The 18740-nt window shown below is 66.9% G+C and carries 11 protein-coding genes and 2 pseudogenes; 4 read left to right on the forward strand and 9 right to left on the reverse strand.

Features of this window, described 5'->3' with window-relative positions:
- Positions 1-27 precede the first annotated feature (27 nt).
- The 6 genes and pseudogenes from FQS62_RS22310 to FQS62_RS18920 all read right to left on the reverse strand — a co-directional run bounded on the left by FQS62_RS22310 (position 28) and on the right by FQS62_RS18920 (position 9027).
- Positions 28-3068, reverse strand: a pseudogene (locus tag FQS62_RS22310) (autotransporter outer membrane beta-barrel domain-containing protein).
- Positions 3069-3380: 312 nt separating this feature from the next.
- A complete protein-coding gene (locus FQS62_RS18900; RefSeq protein ID WP_208043263.1) occupies positions 3381-4448 on the reverse strand; it encodes an acyltransferase family protein in 1068 nt (355 codons plus the stop codon).
- Entirely contained in the window at positions 4448-5596 is a 1149-nt protein-coding gene (gene nagA / locus FQS62_RS18905; protein ID WP_208043264.1) for an N-acetylglucosamine-6-phosphate deacetylase, read from the reverse strand. The genes FQS62_RS18900 and nagA overlap by 1 nt, the downstream gene beginning before the upstream one ends.
- Positions 5596-6623: pseudogene (locus FQS62_RS18910) on the reverse strand (SIS domain-containing protein). Before FQS62_RS18910 ends, nagA begins: the two are co-directional and overlap by 1 nt.
- A 7-nt stretch (positions 6624-6630) precedes the next feature.
- On the reverse strand, positions 6631-7698 hold the full coding sequence (locus FQS62_RS18915; RefSeq protein ID WP_005411045.1) for a LacI family DNA-binding transcriptional regulator: 1068 nt from the start codon (positions 7696-7698) through the stop codon (positions 6631-6633).
- Between the two features lie 39 nt (positions 7699-7737).
- Entirely contained in the window at positions 7738-9027 is a 1290-nt protein-coding gene (locus FQS62_RS18920) for a sugar MFS transporter (protein WP_049447814.1), read from the reverse strand.
- 375 nt (positions 9028-9402) lie between these two features.
- Here FQS62_RS18920 and FQS62_RS18925 point away from each other — a divergent pair, with 375 nt between their 5' ends.
- The 3 genes from FQS62_RS18925 (at position 9403) to FQS62_RS18935 (ending at position 15722) form a co-directional block, all read left to right on the forward strand.
- Positions 9403-10422 carry a glucokinase family protein gene (locus FQS62_RS18925; RefSeq protein WP_107380434.1) on the forward strand — a complete coding sequence of 340 codons (1020 nt, stop codon included), beginning with the start codon at positions 9403-9405 and terminating at the stop codon, positions 10420-10422.
- A gap of 143 nt (positions 10423-10565) precedes the next feature.
- Positions 10566-13253, forward strand: a complete 2688-nt coding sequence (locus FQS62_RS18930) for a TonB-dependent receptor (protein WP_049447816.1) — start codon at positions 10566-10568, stop codon at positions 13251-13253.
- Between the two features lie 111 nt (positions 13254-13364).
- The gene (locus FQS62_RS18935) at positions 13365-15722 is read left to right on the forward strand and encodes a beta-N-acetylglucosaminidase NagX (protein ID WP_208043266.1); all 2358 of its coding nucleotides are present in this window, start codon (positions 13365-13367) and stop codon (positions 15720-15722) included.
- A gap of 117 nt (positions 15723-15839) precedes the next feature.
- On the opposite strand, the gene FQS62_RS18940 is transcribed toward FQS62_RS18935, so the two are convergent.
- Both FQS62_RS18940 and FQS62_RS18945 read right to left on the reverse strand, forming a co-directional pair.
- A complete protein-coding gene (locus FQS62_RS18940) occupies positions 15840-16232 on the reverse strand; it encodes a VanZ family protein (protein ID WP_049447818.1) in 393 nt (130 codons plus the stop codon).
- On the reverse strand, positions 16229-17413 hold the full coding sequence (locus FQS62_RS18945) for a class I SAM-dependent methyltransferase (RefSeq protein WP_049447819.1): 1185 nt from the start codon (positions 17411-17413) through the stop codon (positions 16229-16231). The genes FQS62_RS18940 and FQS62_RS18945 overlap by 4 nt, the downstream gene beginning before the upstream one ends.
- A gap of 59 nt (positions 17414-17472) precedes the next feature.
- Between FQS62_RS18945 and FQS62_RS18950 the strand changes: the two genes are divergently transcribed.
- Positions 17473-18210 (forward strand): pteridine reductase, encoded by a 738-nt coding sequence (locus tag FQS62_RS18950; protein WP_008265570.1) that lies wholly within the window; start codon positions 17473-17475, stop codon positions 18208-18210.
- 31 nt (positions 18211-18241) lie between these two features.
- On the opposite strand, the gene folK is transcribed toward FQS62_RS18950, so the two are convergent.
- Positions 18242-18727, reverse strand: a complete 486-nt coding sequence (folK, locus tag FQS62_RS18955; protein WP_164158802.1) for a 2-amino-4-hydroxy-6-hydroxymethyldihydropteridine diphosphokinase — start codon at positions 18725-18727, stop codon at positions 18242-18244.
- Between the last annotated feature and the right edge of the window lie 13 nt (positions 18728-18740).

An 18740-nucleotide genomic window follows, 5' to 3' on the forward strand; every position in this document is an offset into this window, starting at 1 on the left:
AGCGGGCCATGACATCCGTACCGCGCGCTACCAGTCCGCGCGCAGGCCGATGTTGCCTTCGATGATGCGGCGCTTCTCGTTGCGGTCGCCACCCAGCTCGCGCGTGTAGTCGGCCACGGCATAGGCGCTGATGGTGCGGTTGAAACGCCCGACCACACCCACGCCGGCTTCCAGCGCGCGCGAGCGCTGCGAATTGACGATCACGTCGTCGTCGAAGCGAATGCGGTCCTCGCCGGAACGGCCATGCCAGTAATTGAGCTTGAAATACGGCTGCCAGCCGTTGTCGGCCAATTGATAATCGCCGGCCAGACGCAGGCCGACGCGGCCGGTCCAGGCGTTGTCGTTGTCGAAGCGTACGCTCGATACTTCATCGCGTCGGTCATCCAGCGAGGTGCGTTGCCAGATCACCTGTACCTGTGGCTCCAACCACCACGCCGATTGCCCAAACCGCAGCAGCGGCTTGCCGGCCTCCACCGACACGCTGGTGCCATCGCCCTTGATCCCGAAGCCGAGCCCACGCGAGGAACGCACGCGGCCGTCATAGCGGCTCTGCATCGCTACAGCGTCGATGTAGCCACCGTTGCTGTCAGTGAACGTCCAGTACAGACCCACGTGCTTGTCGTCCAAGCGGTTCTGGCCTACCTGTACGTTCTCCCAGCCCAGTGCCAGGCCGGTGGTCTTGCCCTGCGCGCGGGTGCGGCCAACGAATACGCCGATCTGGTTGCGGTGGTTGTCAGACGCCGCAGCCCACACGTCGAGACCAGCCTGCAGGCCCATCACATCGCCATCGAAGCCGGGCTGCGCATCGCCCTTCCAGTGGATCTCGCTGCTCTGGCCCACCAAGCGGCCCCAGGCGGTACGGAATGTGCCCTGGTTGTACAGCAGGCGCTGCTCGCCCTGGCGCTCGTGGAAGGTACCCAGGCTGGCCAGCGAAGTCTCACGCAGCAGCGGCGGCACCACGGCATAGGTCGCAGTCTCCACGCGGTACAGCGGTACCACTGCGCCCTCGGCGGGGCGTGCGCCCGGCGTCGGCGGCGTACCGGTTCCGGGCAGCGCACCACCGGCCACCGGCACGTCCGGCACGGCCGGATCGCTGGGCGGCGCCACCGGCGCCGGTTCCGGTGGCGGTGGTGGCGGCGCGGTCTCGCCTGCGGTCAGGTCCGGGTCGGTGGCGCCTTCGGGCGGCGGCGGCGGCGCCGGGGCGATCGGCGGCGGTGGTGCCACCGGCGGCGTCAGTGGTGGTGGTGTGGCGTCGATCTCACGCCTGCAGGGCCGCGATCGGGTGCCGGCGTCGGCCCGCTGACCAGCGTGGAGCGCAGGTACCAGTTCTCGCCGGTACCGGCACTGACACCGCCCTTGAACAGGAAATACTCGTAGGCACCGGCCGCGACCGGTGCGAACAGCGAGAACGCGCCCAGCGCGGTGCGGCCACCATTCAAGGCCTGCACCACCAGGATGCCGTCGGCCAGCGTGGCGGCGCCGCTGCCGCCGGCATTGAGCACGCCGATGCCGGTGGTGCCGGTCGCGGCGCCGCCATCGATCACCAGACGGTCGCTGGTGGAATTGTCCGCGCCCAGCACAGTACGCAGGTACAGGCCACCGCCATCACCGCGATAGTTGCCACGCACGGTGAACACGTCGCCGGCACCGGTACCGGTCAGGTCGATGCGCCCCGCATTGACCATCTCCACCAGTGCGCCACTGTTGAACGGACGGATGGCATGGCCGCCACTGCCCGCATACACGGTACTGGTGTCATCCACGGTGAGCGTGCCGGTGCCGGTTGCGCTGTCGCCCAGCACCAGATCGCCATCGAAGGACAGCTCGGTGCTGTTGGCCAGGCTGATCGTCTCCCAGTTCTGGAAGCGGCCTACACCCGTAGTCTTGACGTTGTTGAAGCTGAGCCTGTCGTTGCCCGCGCCACCGTCGAACAGCGGCACCGCACCGAGATTGCCATGGTTGAGGTTGCTGAGGTTGGCCACGTCGTCGTCCGGCCCCAGGTCGATCGCGCCGTAGACGATGCCGCCGCCATTCCAGTTGAAGGTGTCATTGCCGGTACTGAGCAGTACCTGCCCACGCACGGTGCCATCGGTGATGGTCACGCTGTCATTGCCGCCGCTGACGCTGATATTGCCGCCGATGTAGGCCGTACCCGAGATGATGATGGTGTCGGTGTCGAAGCCGGTCACCACATTGCCATCCACGGTGCCGCCGGACTGGTCCCACAGGTTCTTGTCCAGCTTCATGTTGACGCGGCCGATGCGGCCAGCGGTCATCCAGGCCTGGTCGCCATCCTCGAACGCGCCGATGATGCGGCCACCGCTCATGCGGAAGGTATCGATGTTGTCGCCCTGCTGCAGCGCGCCGATCGTGCCGCCGCTCATGACGAAATCATCGCGGCCACTGCCCTGCGCCACCAGGCCGGTGACGGTGCCGCCGGTGACGGTCATCTGGTCATCGCCGTTGCCCTGGTCGACGCTGTCGATCGTGCCATTGCCCAGCAGCAGCACGTCGTTGCCATCGCCCTGCAGGACCCCGCCGCTGATGCTGCCGGCCTGCATCTCCAGGCGATCATTGCCGGCACCGAACTGCACCCCGCTGCGCCCGCTGATCGTTCCGCGGTTGACCAGCACGCTGTCGCCCGCACCGACGAACTGCAGGGCGGTGTTGTTGCCGGTGCTGAGGCTGCCCGCATTTTCGACACGACTGCCGCCACCGAGCTGGACCGCCACACCGCCGACCGAACTGATCGTGCCCAGGTTGGACAACAGGTGCCCACCTTCGCCGACAAGCGAAATCGCGCTGCTGCCACCGCTCTGCTGCAGTTGTGCCGTGTTGGCGACATTGACGGTGATGCCGGCCGCGCCATTGGCGGTAATGGGAACGGCCTGCGGGTTCGGGGCGTTGGCGTCGCAGGTGACCGTCTGGCCTGCAATCGGGGTGGCGTTGTCACAGCCCGCCCAGGCGGCGCCGGCACTCAGCAGCATGACGGACGGGACGGCCAGGGCCTGCAGTACGGAAGCGGTGAGGCGGCGCATACGCGTTGCGCGCGGGACGGCACGGGACATACGGCACTCCTGGACAAGGGATCAGGAACTGCGGATATGCGGTACTGCGAGCGCAGTCTGCGCCATGGTGAACCGTTTCGACAGGTGAAATAGCGTGCCAACTATCACAGTTCAGATGCGAACTCGATCGGCTATCACCCCACCTCTACGTGACTGAAATTGTTCATCTTTGCGGCGGTCAGACGCCACGCGGAGAGCATCCACGCATGGCGTGGATCTACTGTTCCATCCGATAGATCCACGCCATGCGTGGATGAGGTGCCCTCCCGGGTCAGAGCCTTTTCCTGCGGAAAGGGATCCGACCCCGCGCCGTCAGATCTTCAGGTAGATCTTCCGCCGGTCCAGCCACCACGCCACGCCCCACCACAGCGCGACGAACGCCAGCGCCTGCAGCATCGATGCCAGCTCGAGCGCCTGCGGCATGACGGCGGCCAGCTGCTGCCAGATCCAGCCCCAGGCACCGGTCGCCATCAAGGCCACCGACATCACCGATGCCCCCAGATACGCGGTGATCGCGTTGACGCCGAAGCGACGGCCCAGCGCCGGCCAGCCCTTCTGGTCGATCAGCACATGGCCCAGCCACAGCGCCAGCGCCGCCAGACCGCCGGTCCACAGCACGTAGCTGGGCGTCCACAACTGCTTGTTCAACGGCAGCACCACGGCCAGCAACAGACCCAGCACGGCGGTCACTGTACCCAGCCCTGCCAGCGCCGCAGTACGTCCGCTGCGCAGCAGGCCTCCGGCCAACAGACCGAGCACGGTACTGGCCAGCGCACCCAGCGTACTCAGCAAGCCTTCCGGGTCGTGGCCCAGCCCGGTATCGGCGTGCCATTGATAGATCCACGGGGCGAACAGCGTGGTATCCAGGCGGCTGGCCGGGTTGGTCCATGGCGCCAGATCACCGATGCCCAGCAGCAGCGCGGTATAGCCCACCAGCAACGTGACCAGCGCACCGGCCTGCAAGCGCGGCCGCGCATACACCGCCAGCACACCCACCAGCGCAGCACACACGGCGATCCGTTGCAGCACGCCCCAGATGCGGAAGTGATGGGTATGCAGCGCCCACCAGATCAGCAGGTGCAGCAGCGCACCGGCCAGCAGGATGCGCAATGCGCGCTCCAGCACACCGCGCGCCAATGCCGGCCGTGCCGCCGCATCCCGCGCGCGCGGTGCCACGCTGAAGGCCATCGACACGCCGACCAGGAACAGGAAGAACGGGAACACCAGATCGGTCGGCGTGCAGCCATGCCATTCCGAATGACGCAGCGGTGCGAACACCGCACTCCATTCGCCCGGGTTGTTGACCAGCAGCATCGCCGCCACGGTGATGCCGCGCAGGGCATCGATCGAGCCCAGACGGCGTGGCTGCGTACTGCTCATCAGGCGGCCTCGTACTGTCCGGCAATCCAGGTGCCACGCACCTGCAGGGCATCATCCAGCAGCACCAGGTCGGCCTGGTAACCCTCGGCGATATGGCCCAGGCGGTCGTCGACATTGAGGAACTGTGCCGGATAGGTCGAGGCCATCCGCGCCGCTTCGGCCAGCGGCTGGCCGAGCAGCTGCACGGTGTTGCGCACGGCGGTGGCCATGTCCAGCGCCGAACCAGCCAGCGAACCGGCGGCATTGCGCACCACACCATCGATGGCGGTGATGGTTTCGCCATACAGCACGTAGCTGGGATTGTCGGCGCCGACCGGTGGCATCGCGTCGGTCACCAGCAGCAGGCGACCGCGCGGCTTGGCCGCCAGCGCCACGCGCAGGCTGGCCGGGTGCACATGCACGCCATCGACGATGATGCCGATCCAGCTGTCGCGGTCTTCCAACGCAGCGCCTACCGCGCCGGGCTCACGGCCCTGCAGCGGCGACATCGCGTTGTACAGGTGGGTGAAACCGCGTACGCCGGCCTCCAGACCGGCGCGGATCTCCTCGTAGGTGCCTGCAGTGTGGCCAGCGGCAACGATCACGCCACGCTCGACCAGCGCGCGGATGGTTTCCAGCGGCACGCGTTCCGGTGCCAGTGTCAGCAGGGTCACGCCGTTGTCCAGCGACGCGGCCAGCGCAATCTCCGCTTCGTCCGGCACGCGGAACTTGCTGGCATCGTGCGTGCCCTTGCGTGCCGGCGCGATGTACGGCCCCTCCAGATGGATACCGATCACGCCCGGCACGCCCTGCGCGATCGCCTCGCGCATTGCGGCGATCGCTTCGCGCATCACGCCCACATCGTCGCTGATCAGCGTTGGCAGCATCGCGGTGGTGCCGAAGCGACGGTGTGCCTGCGCGATGGTACGCAGTGCCGCCACGTCCGGCGTGTTGTTGAACAGCGCACCGCCGCCGCCATTGACCTGCACATCGATGAAGCCGGGCAGCAGCCAGCCGCCGCCCAGGTCCACCTGCTCGGCGGCGTGGCCGAGCTGCGGCGCTGCATCGGGCAGCAGCGCGCTGATACGCCCCTCCTCGATCACCACCGCCAGATCATCGCGGAATTCGTCGCCGGCGAGGATGCGGGCGTTGCGCAGGACCGTTGCCATCACACCGTCTCCGTAACCTTGTTCAGGTGCGGTGGCAGATCCGGGTTGAAGCCACGACGCAGCGCCAGCGCGTTGATCGCGCGGTAGAAACTCTGCACGGTCAGCAGCGGTGCGCACAGCGGGTGAGGCGTAGCGGCCACCGGCAGGTTGCCACCGGCACCGGCCATCCACACCTGCGCGCCACGCGAAGTAAATTCTTCGACCACCGCACGGGTGCCGGCGCCGGTCTCGTCCGGCTGAGCAAAGGCCAGCACCGGGAAACCGCGACCAACCAGCGCCATCGGGCCATGCTTGACCTCGGCCGAGCTGTAGGCCTCGGCGTGCAGGCTGCAGGTTTCCTTGAATTTCAGTGCCGCTTCCTGCGCCGCGCCCAGGCCCAGGCCGCGGCCGAGCACGAACAGGTTGGTCGCCTCGACCAGACCCTCGGTCACCGGCGTCCAGTCGCACTGCCAGGCCTCACGCATCGCATCCGGCAGCAGATCCAGCGCGGCGCGCAGGCTGCTGTCCTGCTTCCAGTACGCGGCCAGCTGCAGCAGTGCGGCCAGCGAGGCCAGGTAGCTCTTGGTCGCCGCCACGCTCTTTTCGGCACCGGCATGCAGCGGAATCACCGTGTCGGCCAGCTGCGCCAGCGGCGAATCCTCGACGTTGACCAGCGCGATCACGCGCGCACCGGCTGCTTTGGCAGCTTCCGCGTTGCGCAGCAGGTCCGGGCTCTTGCCCGACTGCGAAATGACGATGAACAAGGCACCGCGAAGCTGCAGCGGTGCGGCATAGACCGACCCCACCGACGGCGAGGCCGAGGCAACCACCAGGCCCAGCTGGGTCTCCAGCAGGTACTTGCCATAGGTGGCGGCATGGTCGGAGCTGCCACGTGCACAGGTGACCACGAACGGCGGCGGCGCGGCGCGCAGGCTGGCGGCCAGGGTTTCCATGGTGGCGTGGTTGCGCGAGAACTGGCGCGCGACCACGTCGCCGCTTCAGCGGCCTCGGCGAACATCAGGGTGGACGTGGGGTCTGACAGCGACATGGCAGGCTCAGGCAGGATCGGAAGGAAGGGGGCGTGCGCCGGCTGGGCGCATTGGCGCGGTCGAACCGCGCACCACCAGCTGCGGCACAAAGCCCTGGTTATGCAGCGGTGCCGGCGCATCGTCATAGGCGTCGCTGCGCAGCTGCGCGATCAGCAGGCGCGCGGCATGGCGGGCGATGTCTTCGGTGGCTTGCTTGGCGGTGGTCAGCGGCGGCCACGACTGACGCGAGAACGGGCTGTCCTCGAAACCGGCGATGGACAGGTCGTAGGGCACGTTCATGCCGGCCGACTTCGCTGCTGCCAGTACACCAGCGGCGATTTCGTCGTTGGAACCGAAGATGGCAGTGGGCGGTTCGCGCAGCGCCAGCAGGCGGCGCGCGCCGCGGAAACCGTCGTCGAAGGTGTAGTCGCCCTGCACCACCAGGTGCTTGTCCACGGTCATGCCGTAGTCCTTCAGCGCGGCTTCGTAACCGGCATAGCGTTCGCCCGAGGAGCGGTGCGAGCTGCCGCCCCAGAGGAAGCCGATGCGCTGGTGGCCCAGCTGGATCAGATGCTCGGTGATCTCGTAGGCGGCCTCGCGGTCGTCCACGAACACGCAGGCACCGTCGGCCGGGTCTTCGGTGGCGGCAATGATGCGCACCAGCTTGATGCCGCGTGCGGTCAGCGCCTGGATCAGGTCGCGGCGCTCGGACATCGGCGCGGTCAGCACCAGCCCGGCCAGGCGCGAACGCTGCACCCAATCGGCCAGTTCATCGGCCAGCAGCGGCGAGCTGGAATCGCAGGGATGGATCTGCAGCCCGAACCCGGTCTCGCGGCAGGCGGCGAGCACGCCGTTCTGCACGCCGATGATGTGGTACGGGTTCGGGTTGTCGTAGACCAGCCCGATCACGAAGGTGGTGCCGCTGCGCAGGTTGCGCGCGGACGGATCGGGTTCGTAGTCGAGCTCGGCGATGGCACGCAGCACCCGCGCGCGGGTGGCCTGCATCACCGAGGGCTCGTTGTTGATCACGCGCGAGACCGTCTTCAGCGAGACCTTGGCCTTCTCCGCAACGTCCTTGATGGTCGCTCTGCGCATGGGTTTTCCCTGGGGTTGGCTGCCGTCCATCATCGCCGATCAGGCCTTGTCCTGCGGCAGGCCAGCGCGATGCCCGATCACCGAGTAGAACAGGATGTACAGGTAGCAGGGCACCATCAGCAGTACGAACACCAGCTGGAAGTCGATGTGCTGCTTGAGCACGGCGAACAGCTGCGGAATGATCGCGCCGCCGGCAATACCCATCACCAGCAGGGCCGAGCCGGTCTCGGTGAAGCGGCCCAGGCCGCGGATCGCCAGCGGGAAGATCGCCGGCCACATCATGGCATTGGCGAAGCCCAGCAGGGCCACGAAGGCCACCGATACGTAGCCGTGGGTGGCCCAGGCACCCAGGCAGAACAGCACGCCCAGCACCGCCGAGATGGTCAGGTAGCGCGACTGCGAGACCACCTTGGGGATCAGCAGCAGGCCGACCACATAGCCGACCAGCATCGCGCCGAGGGTGAGCGAGGTGAACATCTTGGTCTGGTCCAGCGGCAGGTCGAAACCATGGCCGTAGGTACCGATCGCATCACCGGCCATCACCTCCACGCCCACGTAGACGAACAGGCACAACACGCCCAGCCACAGGTGCGGGAACTGGAAGATGCTGCGCCGTTCGGCGGCACCGGCCGCAACCGGCGTGGCGTTGGCTTCGGACGACTTGATTTCCGGCAGCGGCGAGAACAGCACGGCCACCGCCAGCAGCACCAGCAGGCCGGCCATGGCCAGGTACGGTGCATGGATCTTGGCGGCGAATTCGTTGAGCAGCTGCGCCTTGGTCGCTTCATCGGCAGCGGCTACCGTGGCCGACAGATCACCGATGCCATGCAGCACCACGGTACCGATCAGCACCGGGGCGAGCATGCCGGCGATCTTGTTGCAGATGCCCATCAGCGCGATGCGGCGTGCCGCCGTCTCGATCGGGCCGAGGATGGAAATGTAGGGGTTGATCGCGGTCTGCAGCAGGGCCAGGCCGCTGCCGATCACGAACAGGCCGCCGAGCGCGCCCGGGTACCAGCGCTGGGTGGCGAATTCGCCGAACAACGCGGCACCACCGGCCATCACCAGCAGGCTCAGGCTCAGGCCCTTCTTCATGCCGGTGCGGCGCAGGATCCACGACGCCGGCAGGGCCAGGAAGAAGTAGGACAGGTAGAACACCATCAGCACCAGGAAGGCGCCGACCTCGCTGAGTTCGAAGGCCAACTTGACGAAGGTGATCAGTGGGCCGTTGAGCCAGGTGAAGAAGCCGATCAGGAAGAACAACACGCCAACGATGGCGATGGAGGTGGCCACGTTCGGGCGCGCGCTTGCAGCGGGGACGGCGGACATCAGGAGGGCTCCTGCGGCGACGGCCGCAGAACGCGGCGTCGGAGAGTGGCTGGGAACAACGTTGTCACATTCTTTCGATGGACAGCTGCGGTTTGTCAACTTCCACGCGCAGCCCTGTGAACCTCGTGCTGCACTGCGCAACCTGATCACAGCGCGTTTTGCTGAATGCGCCTGAGCCCTTGAGCCCCGTGCAGCAAAGGTTCCCGCGTGAAACGCATGCTCACGCCGTGTAAACGTTTACTGCATGCCCCGTTCGTTGCGGCGCAGCAACGAAAATGTCACGAACTCGTTGACATCGTTGTCAGCGGGGTTACAGACTCCGCCCAATCGCCGCCCCCTTTCCCGGGTCCGGCCCCACCTGCAGCAGGAGCCCGCGTGACCGCCAGCCACCCCGCCCCGGCCCATGTCCTGTCCCGAATCGCGCCCTCGTTCCTGGCCGCCGACGTCGGTGGCACCCATGTGCGTGTGGCCCGGGTCCAGGCCAGCGGTGATGCCGCCCACCCGGTGCAGGTGCTGGAGTACCGCAAGTACCGCAACGCCGACCACGGCGGCCTCAGCGCGATCCTGTCCGACTTCCTGGGTGAAGGCCCGCGGCCCACGCATTGCGTGGTCGCCAGCGCTGGCTACGCCCGCGAGGACGGCACGGTGATCACCGCCAACCTGCCGTGGCCGCTGTCGGCGCGCCAGGTGGAAGCCGACGTCGGCCTGCAGCGGGTCTACATCGTCAACGACTTCGAAGCGGTGGCCTATGCCGCCGCGCAGGTGGACGCCAGTGGCGTGCTGCACCTGTGCGGGCCGGACACCGCCGCACGTGGCCCGACCCTGGTGGTCGGCCCCGGCACCGGCCTCGGTGCGGCACTGTGGATTCCCACTGCGCACGGCCCGGTGGTGCTTCCCACCGAAGCCGGCCAGCCGACCCTGGCCGCCAGCACGGAACTTGAAATGGCCATCGTCCGCCACATGCAGCGCGACCGCGCCCATGTGTCGATCGAACATGCGATCTCCGGCCCGGGCCTGATGAACCTCTACCGCGCGGTGTGCGCGCTGCAGGGGCAGGCACCGACGTTGGCCAGTCCCGATGCGGTCACTGCCGCCGCCATGGCCGATACCGATGCGAACGCCCGCCAGGCGCTGGATGTGTTCTGCGGCCTGCTCGGCAGCACCATCGGCGACATGGCCCTGTTCTACGGCGCCCACGGTGGCGTCTACCTGGCCGGCGGCATCCTGCCGCAGATCCGCGAATACCTGCATGCCAGCACCTTCGTCGAACGCTACCTGCAGAAGGGGCCGATGGGCGAAGCGCTGGCACGCATCCCGGTGAAGGTCGTCGAACACGGCCAGTTGGGCGTGGTCGGCGCTGCCAGCTGGTACCTGCAGCAGCAGTCCGCCGCCTGACACCGCAACAGGCTTCAACGCAATCGCAGCACGCAGTACGTGGCACGCCAACGCACGGGACTTCGCCGCCGCCCCGCGCATGTCATCGCAACCGTAATCGAACACCGCCGCCGGCATCCAATCGAGTGATGAGGAGAGACATCATGAATACCCGCAAGACCCTGCTTTCGGCCGCCATCGTCAGCTGCATCGCCTTCAGTGCACACGCGCAGCAGGCCGCCCAGACCGCCACCGATCTGGACACCGTGACTGTCACGGGCATCCGTGGTTCGATGGAAAAGTCGCTGGACACCAAGCGCGAAGCCAATGCGCGCGTGGAAGTGGTCACCGCCGAAGACGTGGGCAAGCTGCCGGCGCACAACGTCGCCGACACCCTGCAGCGCCTGCCGGGCGTCAACATCAGCTCGTCCAGCGCCGACGAAGGTGGCTTCGATGAAGCCGACCGTGTCAGCCTGCGCGGCACCAGCCCGAGCCTGACCCAGACCCTGATCAACGGCCACACCGTCGGCTCGGCCGACTGGTTCGTGCTCAGCCAGGGCAACAACGTCGGCCGCAGCGTCAGCTACTCGCTGCTGCCGTCGGAACTGGTCAGCTCGGTGGAAGTGAACAAGTCCTCGCAGGCCAAGCTGCAGGACGGCGGCACCACCGGTACCGTCAACATCATCACCCGCAAGCCGCTGGAATTCTCCAAGCAGTTCACCGCTGAAGGCTCGATCGGCATGGTGCGTTCGGACCAGGCCAAGTCGAACGACCCGCAGTATTCGGCGCTGTTCAACTACAAGAACGACGAAGGCACCTTTGGCGTAATGGTGCAGGGCTTCAGCCAGAAGCGCGAACTGCGCCGTGAGGCGCAGGAAATTCCGGGCGGCTTCTTTACCCTAGGCCCGAACGACGACGTGGTTAAAGGCAACGCGGCAAAGGGCGTTGCGCCACATCCCGATCTGAACGGTGTGGCAGTTCCAGGCCTGCTGGGTTCGACCCTGTTCGAACAGACCCGCGAACGCAAGGGCGGCCTGGTCTCGCTGCAGTTCAAGCCGAGCGACAGCCTCACCCTCGGCCTGAATGGTTTCAGCTCCGAGCTGAAGGCGAACAACTACAACCGCAACTTCATGATGTTCGGCAACAGCTTCGCCAAGTCGCAGGCGCCGGATCCGGGCTATGTAATCAAGGACGGCGTGCTGACCAATGCCACCTACAAGGGCGTGCCGGGCACCGACTACGCGGTGTACGACATGATCTACCGTGAGTCGAAGGCCAAGTCGAGCTATGTCACCTTCGATGCCGACTGGCAGATCAACGACAGCCTGACCGCCAAGTTCCAGGCCGGCAGCACCAAGGGCACCGGCGAGACGCCGCGCCAGTACATCGCCGAGGTCACCCTGGCCAACGGCGGCGGCGCCAGCTGGGCCACCCACGGCAATGGCTCGCCGATCGACTGGAATGTCGGCGGCGACATCTCGCCCAATGGCGTGACCAGCTTCGGCACCTGGGGCAACCAGCAGGTCACCGCCGAGGACAAGGAGAAGTGGGCCACGCTCGACTTCAACCAGTACTTCAATGATGGCGGCGTGCTGAGCTCGATCGACTTCGGCCTGCGTTTCGCCGACCACAAGCGCGAAGCGCTGTCGCCGGAAGGTGCAACCCCGGGTGACATCTGGAGCGCGCTGAAGAACGGTGCGACGGCCAACTACCCCAGCGGCTTTGCCGGTGACATCGGCGGCACCTTCCCGCGCAACCTCTGGTACTTCACCCCGGGCGCGCTGAAGGACGCGGTGACGAACAACTCCACCTGGCTGGCCGGCAATGATGGCCCGACCGGTCGCCATAACTATGGCGCCGAGTGGAAGGTGAAGGAAAAGAACTTCGCCGGCTACGTGCAGGCCAACTTCCGCGGCGACTGGTGGAGCGGTAACGTCGGCCTGCGCTACGTCAACATCAAGCAGGACATCGACACCTACAACGCGGTCAGCAAGGCCGCCGATGCCGATGTCAGCAGCCTGTTCGGCATGTGGGAGCGCCTGGCCTTCCAGAACAAGCGCAACCGTGTGCTGCCCAGCGCCAACATCAAGTTCGACCTGGACGACTCGCTGGTGCTGCGCGTCGCCGCCTCGCAGACCCAGACCCTGCCGGACTACTCGGCACTGGGCGCTTCCTCGTACGGCTCGGATCTGAACCGCACCGGCGGCGGCGGCAATCCAAACCTCAAGCCGACCCTGTCGACCAACCTGGATGCCAACCTGGAGTGGTACTTCATGCCGCGCGGCCTGCTGTCGGTGGGCGCGTACCACATGAACCTGAAGGACTACATCGCCTTCGACGTGGTCTCGCGCCAGCTGTACAGCGAACTGACCAACCAGCTTGAGACCTACCAGATCTCCACCCCGATCAATGCCGACGGCAAGGTCACCGGCGTGGAAGTGGCCTACGAGCAGCCGATCGGCGAGTACTTCGGCATCAATGCCAACTACACCTATGCCAACGGCACCACCTCGCACACCTGGTCGGATGGCTCGCACAACCTGCTGGGCACCTCGAAGAACACCTACAACGTGGGTGCCTACTTCGAGAACGAGCGCTTTGGTGCCCGCGTCAGCTATACCCGCCGCTCCTCGTTCCTGATCAGCCTGTCGGGCACCAACCCGTACTACCAGGATGACTTCGGCACGCTGTCGGCATCGCTGAGCTACAAGGCCACCGACTGGCTGAGCATCAGCCTGGATGGCCTGAACCTCAACAACCCGACCTACAAGTACTACCAGACCGCGGCCATCCCGACCTCGTTCTACAGCAACGGTCGCCAGTACTACCTCAACTTCCGCTTCAAGTACTGATCCAGCGGCGGCAACATCGCCGAGTCGTGCACGCACGCCGGGCCTGGGTCATTCCGGGCCCGGCGTTTTTCATGTATAGCGTTCATCGCACCGTTCCAAGGAGTCGTCCCGATGGTCAAGCCTTCCCGCGCCCGGATGCGCAGCGCAGTGCTGCTGGGCAGCCTGCTCGCCCTGTTGCCGGCCCTGCCGGCACTCGCTGCCGATCCCACGCCGGCCGCTGAAGCACCCGGTCCGCAACTGCGCGCCGGCAGCCTGATGCTGATTCCCGCCCCGGCTACCGTGCAGCCCGGCCAGGGCAGCGGCATCACCGTGCGCGCCGCTACCGTGCTGCACGCCGAAGGCGAGGCCGCACAGCGGGTCGCCACCCAGTTCGCCGATCTGTTGGCCCGCAGCGGCGGACCGCACCTTGCACTGGCCAAGGGCAAGATCGCCGCCCACAGTGGCGGCATCCGTTTCCAGATCGTGCCGACCTTCCGCGAAAGTGGTGAGGGCTACACACTGGAAAGCACCGCGCAGGGCGTGCTGGTGCAGGCCGGCAACGAGACCGGCCTGTTCTATGGCGCAACCACCCTCGCCCAGCTGGCCACCGGCGGCAGCAACGGCGTGCTGCCGGCGGTGCAGATCCAGGATGCGCCGCGCTTCAGCTGGCGCGGTTTCATGCTCGATTCCGCACGTCACTTCCAGAGCCTGGACGAGATCAAGCGCGTGCTCGACGCGATGGCCGCGCACAAGCTCAACACCTTCCATTGGCACCTGACCGACGACCAGGGCTGGCGCATGGAGATCAAGCGCTACCCGAAGCTGACCGGGGTCGGCAGCTGCCGCCTGCCGGCCGGCGACGGTGGCATCGATCCGGTCAGCGGCCAGGAGCATCCGTACTGCGGCTTCTACACGCAGGAGCAGATCCGCGACGTGATCGCCTATGCGGCCAAGCTGCATATCCAGGTCATTCCGGAAATCGACGTACCCGGCCATGCCACCGCTGCGATCGCCGCTTACCCGGAACTGGGCTCGGTCAACACCCCGCTGAAGCCGATCAGCGAATGGGGCGTGTTCCCGAACCTGTTCAACGTGGAAGACAGCACTGTCACCTTCCTCGAGAACGTGCTGGAAGAAGTGATCGCGCTGTTCCCGGCGAAGTACGTGCACGTCGGTGGCGACGAGGCAGTGAAAGACCAGTGGAAAGCCTCCAGGCAGGTGCAGCAGCGCATGCGTGCGCTGGGCATCAAGGATGAGATGGCCATGCAGAGCCACATCATCAAGCGACTGGAGACCTTCCTGGAGGAGCACGACCGGCGCCTGATCGGCTGGGATGAAATCCTTGAAGGCGGCCTGCCGCCTCAGGCCACGGTGATGTCGTGGCAGGGCACCGAAGGCGGTCTGGCCGCCGCCAGCGCCGGCCATGACGTGATCATGTCGCCGGTCGGTTACCTCTATCTGGATTACCTGCAGACGGCCTCGCCGAACGAGCCCCCGGGCCGCCCGACCCAGGTCAACCTCGGCAAGCTGTACAACTTTGAACCGGTTCCGGCCGAGCTGGCCGCCGACAAGCGCGGGCACATCCTCGGCCTGCAGGCCAACATGTTCACCGAGCACACGCGCAGCTATGCACGCCTGCAGCACAACCTGTTCCCGCGCCTGGCCGCCGTGGCCGAGACCGGCTGGAGCACGCCGGAACATCGCGACTTCCGCGATTTCCTCGCGCGCCTGCCCGCGCAGCTGCAACGCTACCGCGCCTGGGGCCTGGCCTACGCGCAGACCCCGTTCGAAGTGGGCGTGGACTACACCGACAACCGCGCGGCCGACACGGTGACCGTGTCGCTGGCCAATCCGCTGGGCTATGAGGTGCGCTACAGCACCGACGGCCAGCCGGTGACCGCGCAGTCGCCGTTGTACCAGCAGCCGCTGACCGCGACGCTGCCTGCTACGGTGCAGGCGGGTGCGTTCTACCAGGGCCAGATGCTGGCGGCGAAGCCAACGGTAGCGGCGTTCAGCGCACAATCGCTGCTCAGCCGCCGCAGCGATGAACTGCTCAGCTGCGTGGGCAAGAAGGGGCTGGTGCTGCGTCTGGAAGACGATGGCCCGCGCGAGGGAACACGTGCGGTGTTCAACGTGGACATCTTCCAGCCGTGCTGGCGTTGGCCGCAGGCGCAGCTGGACGGCATCGGCAGCGTGGAAGTGCGTGCCGGTCGCATTCCGTACTACTTCCAGCTGGCCCACGACGAGCCCAAGCGTCGCTTCGAGAAGGCCAAGCGCGCGCACGGCGAGATGCAGGTGCGTCGCGGCGACTGCAGCGGCAAGGTGCTCGCCGAAGTAGCGCTGCCGGCCAAGCCCGATGCCGATGGCTTCGTGACGCTGCATGCAGCGCTACCGAAGGGTACACAGGGCACCGCTGACCTATGCATCAACTTCACCGGCGATACGCGCCCGGCGATGTGGGTGCTGGATGAGGTGACGCTGGGGAAGTGACCCCAGGCCTGTCCTGGTGCAATCGATCCACGCATGGCGTGGATCTACTGTAGAGCCGAGCCCATGCTCGGCTTCCTCCCAAAGGCAGCCGAGCATGGGCTCGGCTCTACAGGAACTTTACCCGCGCCAGCGCAGCAGCAGATCGCGCAGCGGGGTCAGTGCGGTGGCCATGCCGGCAAGCACACCGATCGTGTTGGCGATGGCATCCATCGGGTCGGCAGTACGGTTGCTGGTCAACGCGCCCTGGGCGAACTCGATGCCGATGCCCATCAACACCAGTCCCACGCCCACCCACAGCAGCGGACGCCCGCGACGGAACAGCTGCACCGCGCTGCCAGCCAGGATGAAGTAGGCGAGGAAGTGCTCGCCCTTGTCGCTGTTTTCCGGCAACGGAATCGGCGGCGGTGGAATCAGGCAGACCACGATCACCAGCAGTACCGCCGTCGCCCACAACGTGGCCCACAACCGCGGCCGCCGCAGCGGCTTGATCACCGGCAACACCTCGCTCACAGGCGCCAGCTCAGGTCACCCAGCTCGAAGGCGGGTTCGAAGTCGACACCACGCTGCAGGCCGATGGCCTGGAAGCGCTCGCCCATCTCCGTCGGCAGGGTCAGCTTCTTCACCTGGTCGCGCAGCTGGATGCGGCCGACCTCGTCGGTACGCTCCTCGGCCAGCAGCAGCACCTGGTCCAGGCCGTTACCGAGCAGGAAGCTGGCCTGGCTGCAGTAGCCGGCCAGCTCGAAACCGCCGTGCATGCCGGCCTCGGCCATCGCGGTGAAATCCACCGACGCGGTGATGTCCTGCAGGCCCGGCCAGCGATGCACGTCGTTGTGCACGTGATGGCGGTAGAACGCACGCACGGTGCCATCGTCACGGTCGTGCTGGTAGAACTCGCTGCGGCTGTAACCGTAGTCGACGAACAGCATCGCGCCGCGCTGCAGGCCGCCCGCCACCGCCTGCAGCCAGTACGGCAGCTGCGGCAGCACCTCGGACCGGTAGCCCTCGGCGAAAGGCTTTTCCAGGTAGCGCTCGATATGGCGCACCGCACCGTTGAGCAGGATGTCGGCCGGCTGCGCGCCACGGATGAAATTGCCTTCGCCATCAAGCTCGACGGTTTCCTCGTAGACCTCGCCATCCCGGATCAGGAAGCGCGGGGTCGGCAGCGCGTCGATCACCTCGTTGGCGAACACGACGCCTTCCCAGTCCTCCTCGAACGGGCGGTCGACCCAGTCCACGCGCGCGGCCAGCTCGGCGGGCAGGTTCTGCTGCAGGCGCTGCTGCTGGCGCTCGCGCAGATCGGCACTGGGTTCGAGGATGGCGTAGCGCGACGGCAGCGCATCCAGCTCGGCCAGGCGCAGCAGCACCGCCTCGGCAAAGGCGCCGGTACCGCCGCCCAGTTCCAGCATGCGCGCCTGCGCACCCAGCTGGGCGAACACCGGTGCCAGCGCATTGGCTACGCTGCCGGCAAACAGGCTGCCGAGCTCGGGCGCGGTGGTGAAGTCACCGCTGCCACCGAACTTGCTGGCGCCGGCGCTGTAATAGCCCCAGCCTGGGGTGTACAGGCACAGCTCCATGAAGCGGGAGAACGGCATTGCCCCGCCCTGCGCAAGGATTTCGGCGCGCAGGGCGGCCGCCAGCTGGTCGCTGTGGGCCAGGGCATCGGCTTCGGGCAGGGGGAAGGTGGGCTGCATGGCGTCTTCGAATGCGGTGACAATGGTGCACAGGATAGCCGAGCCTTGGAGGACCCTCGATGAGCGATACCCACCCCGTGGTCCTGATCACCGGCAGCGCGCGCCGGATCGGTGCGGCCATCGCCCGCCAGTTCCACGCCTGTGGCTGGTCGGTGGTGCTGCATGCCAACACCTCCAGCGCCGAGCTGCAGCAGGCCGCGTTCGATTTCGACAACGTGCGCCCCGGCAGCGTGCTGGCCCTGCAGGCCGACCTGCGTGACGCCGACGCCTTGCCCGACCTGGTGGAACAGGCCGTCACCCACTTCGGGCGGCTGGATGCGCTGGTCAACAACGCCTCCAACTTCTTCCCCACCCCGCTCGGCCAGGTCACCGCCGAAGCAATGGACGAGTTGTATGCGGTCAACGCGCGCGCGCCGCTGCTGCTGTCACAGGCGGCGGCGCCCTACCTGCGCCGCCAGCAGGGCTGCATCGTCAACCTGACCGATCTGCACGGCACCGACCCGATGCGCGACCACATCGCCTACACCATGGCCAAGGCCGCGCTGGAGATGGCCACCCGCTCGCTGGCGCTGGAGCTGGCGCCGAAGGTGCGGGTCAATGCAGTCGCGCCGGGTGCGATCCTGTGGCCGGAACAGGGCAAGGATGATTTCGCCCGCGAAGCGCTGCTGGCACGCACGCCGCTGGCACGGATCGGCACGGTCGAGGAGATCGCCGAGGCAGTCTACTGGCTGGTGGCCGAAGCCAGCTTCGTCACCGGCCACACCCTGCGCGTGGATGGTGGGCGCACAGTAAGTTGAGGTAGTGCCAGCCGCTGGCCGGCCACCTCCCTCATTCCAGGTCCACCACCTCGAACGCTTCGCCAAACTGCGCGTGCGCACGCCACAGCGCAGCCAGGTCCTGGCAACTGACCGGATCGATGAAGTCCGGCGCGATGTCGGCCAGCGGCTTCAGCACGAAGGCATGCTTCAGCTCCGGGCGCGGAATGCGCAGGTGGCCGGGCCCTTCCACCACCAGGTCGCCATAGAACACCACGTCGATGTCCAGGGTCCGGTCGGAGAAGCGCGGCCCGCTGCGGTCGCGGCCATGCGCGTCTTCCAGCGCATGCAGCCAGTCGTCCAGTTCCTGCAGGGGCAGGTCGGTCTCGATCGCCACCGCATTGTTGAGGAAGGCCGGACCATCGAAGCCGACCGCGGCAGTGCGGTAGGCGGGCGACACCTGCAGTGCGCCGAAGCGCTCGCGCAGGGCCGTCACCGCGGCGTGGAGGTAGCGGCGGGGCTGGACGTTGCTGCCCAGGCTCAGGAGCACGGTGGTCATGCGGTTCAGGTGA

Source organism: Stenotrophomonas sp. SBJS02 (assembly GCF_020428325.2).
Lineage (GTDB): Bacteria > Pseudomonadota > Gammaproteobacteria > Xanthomonadales > Xanthomonadaceae > Stenotrophomonas > Stenotrophomonas africana.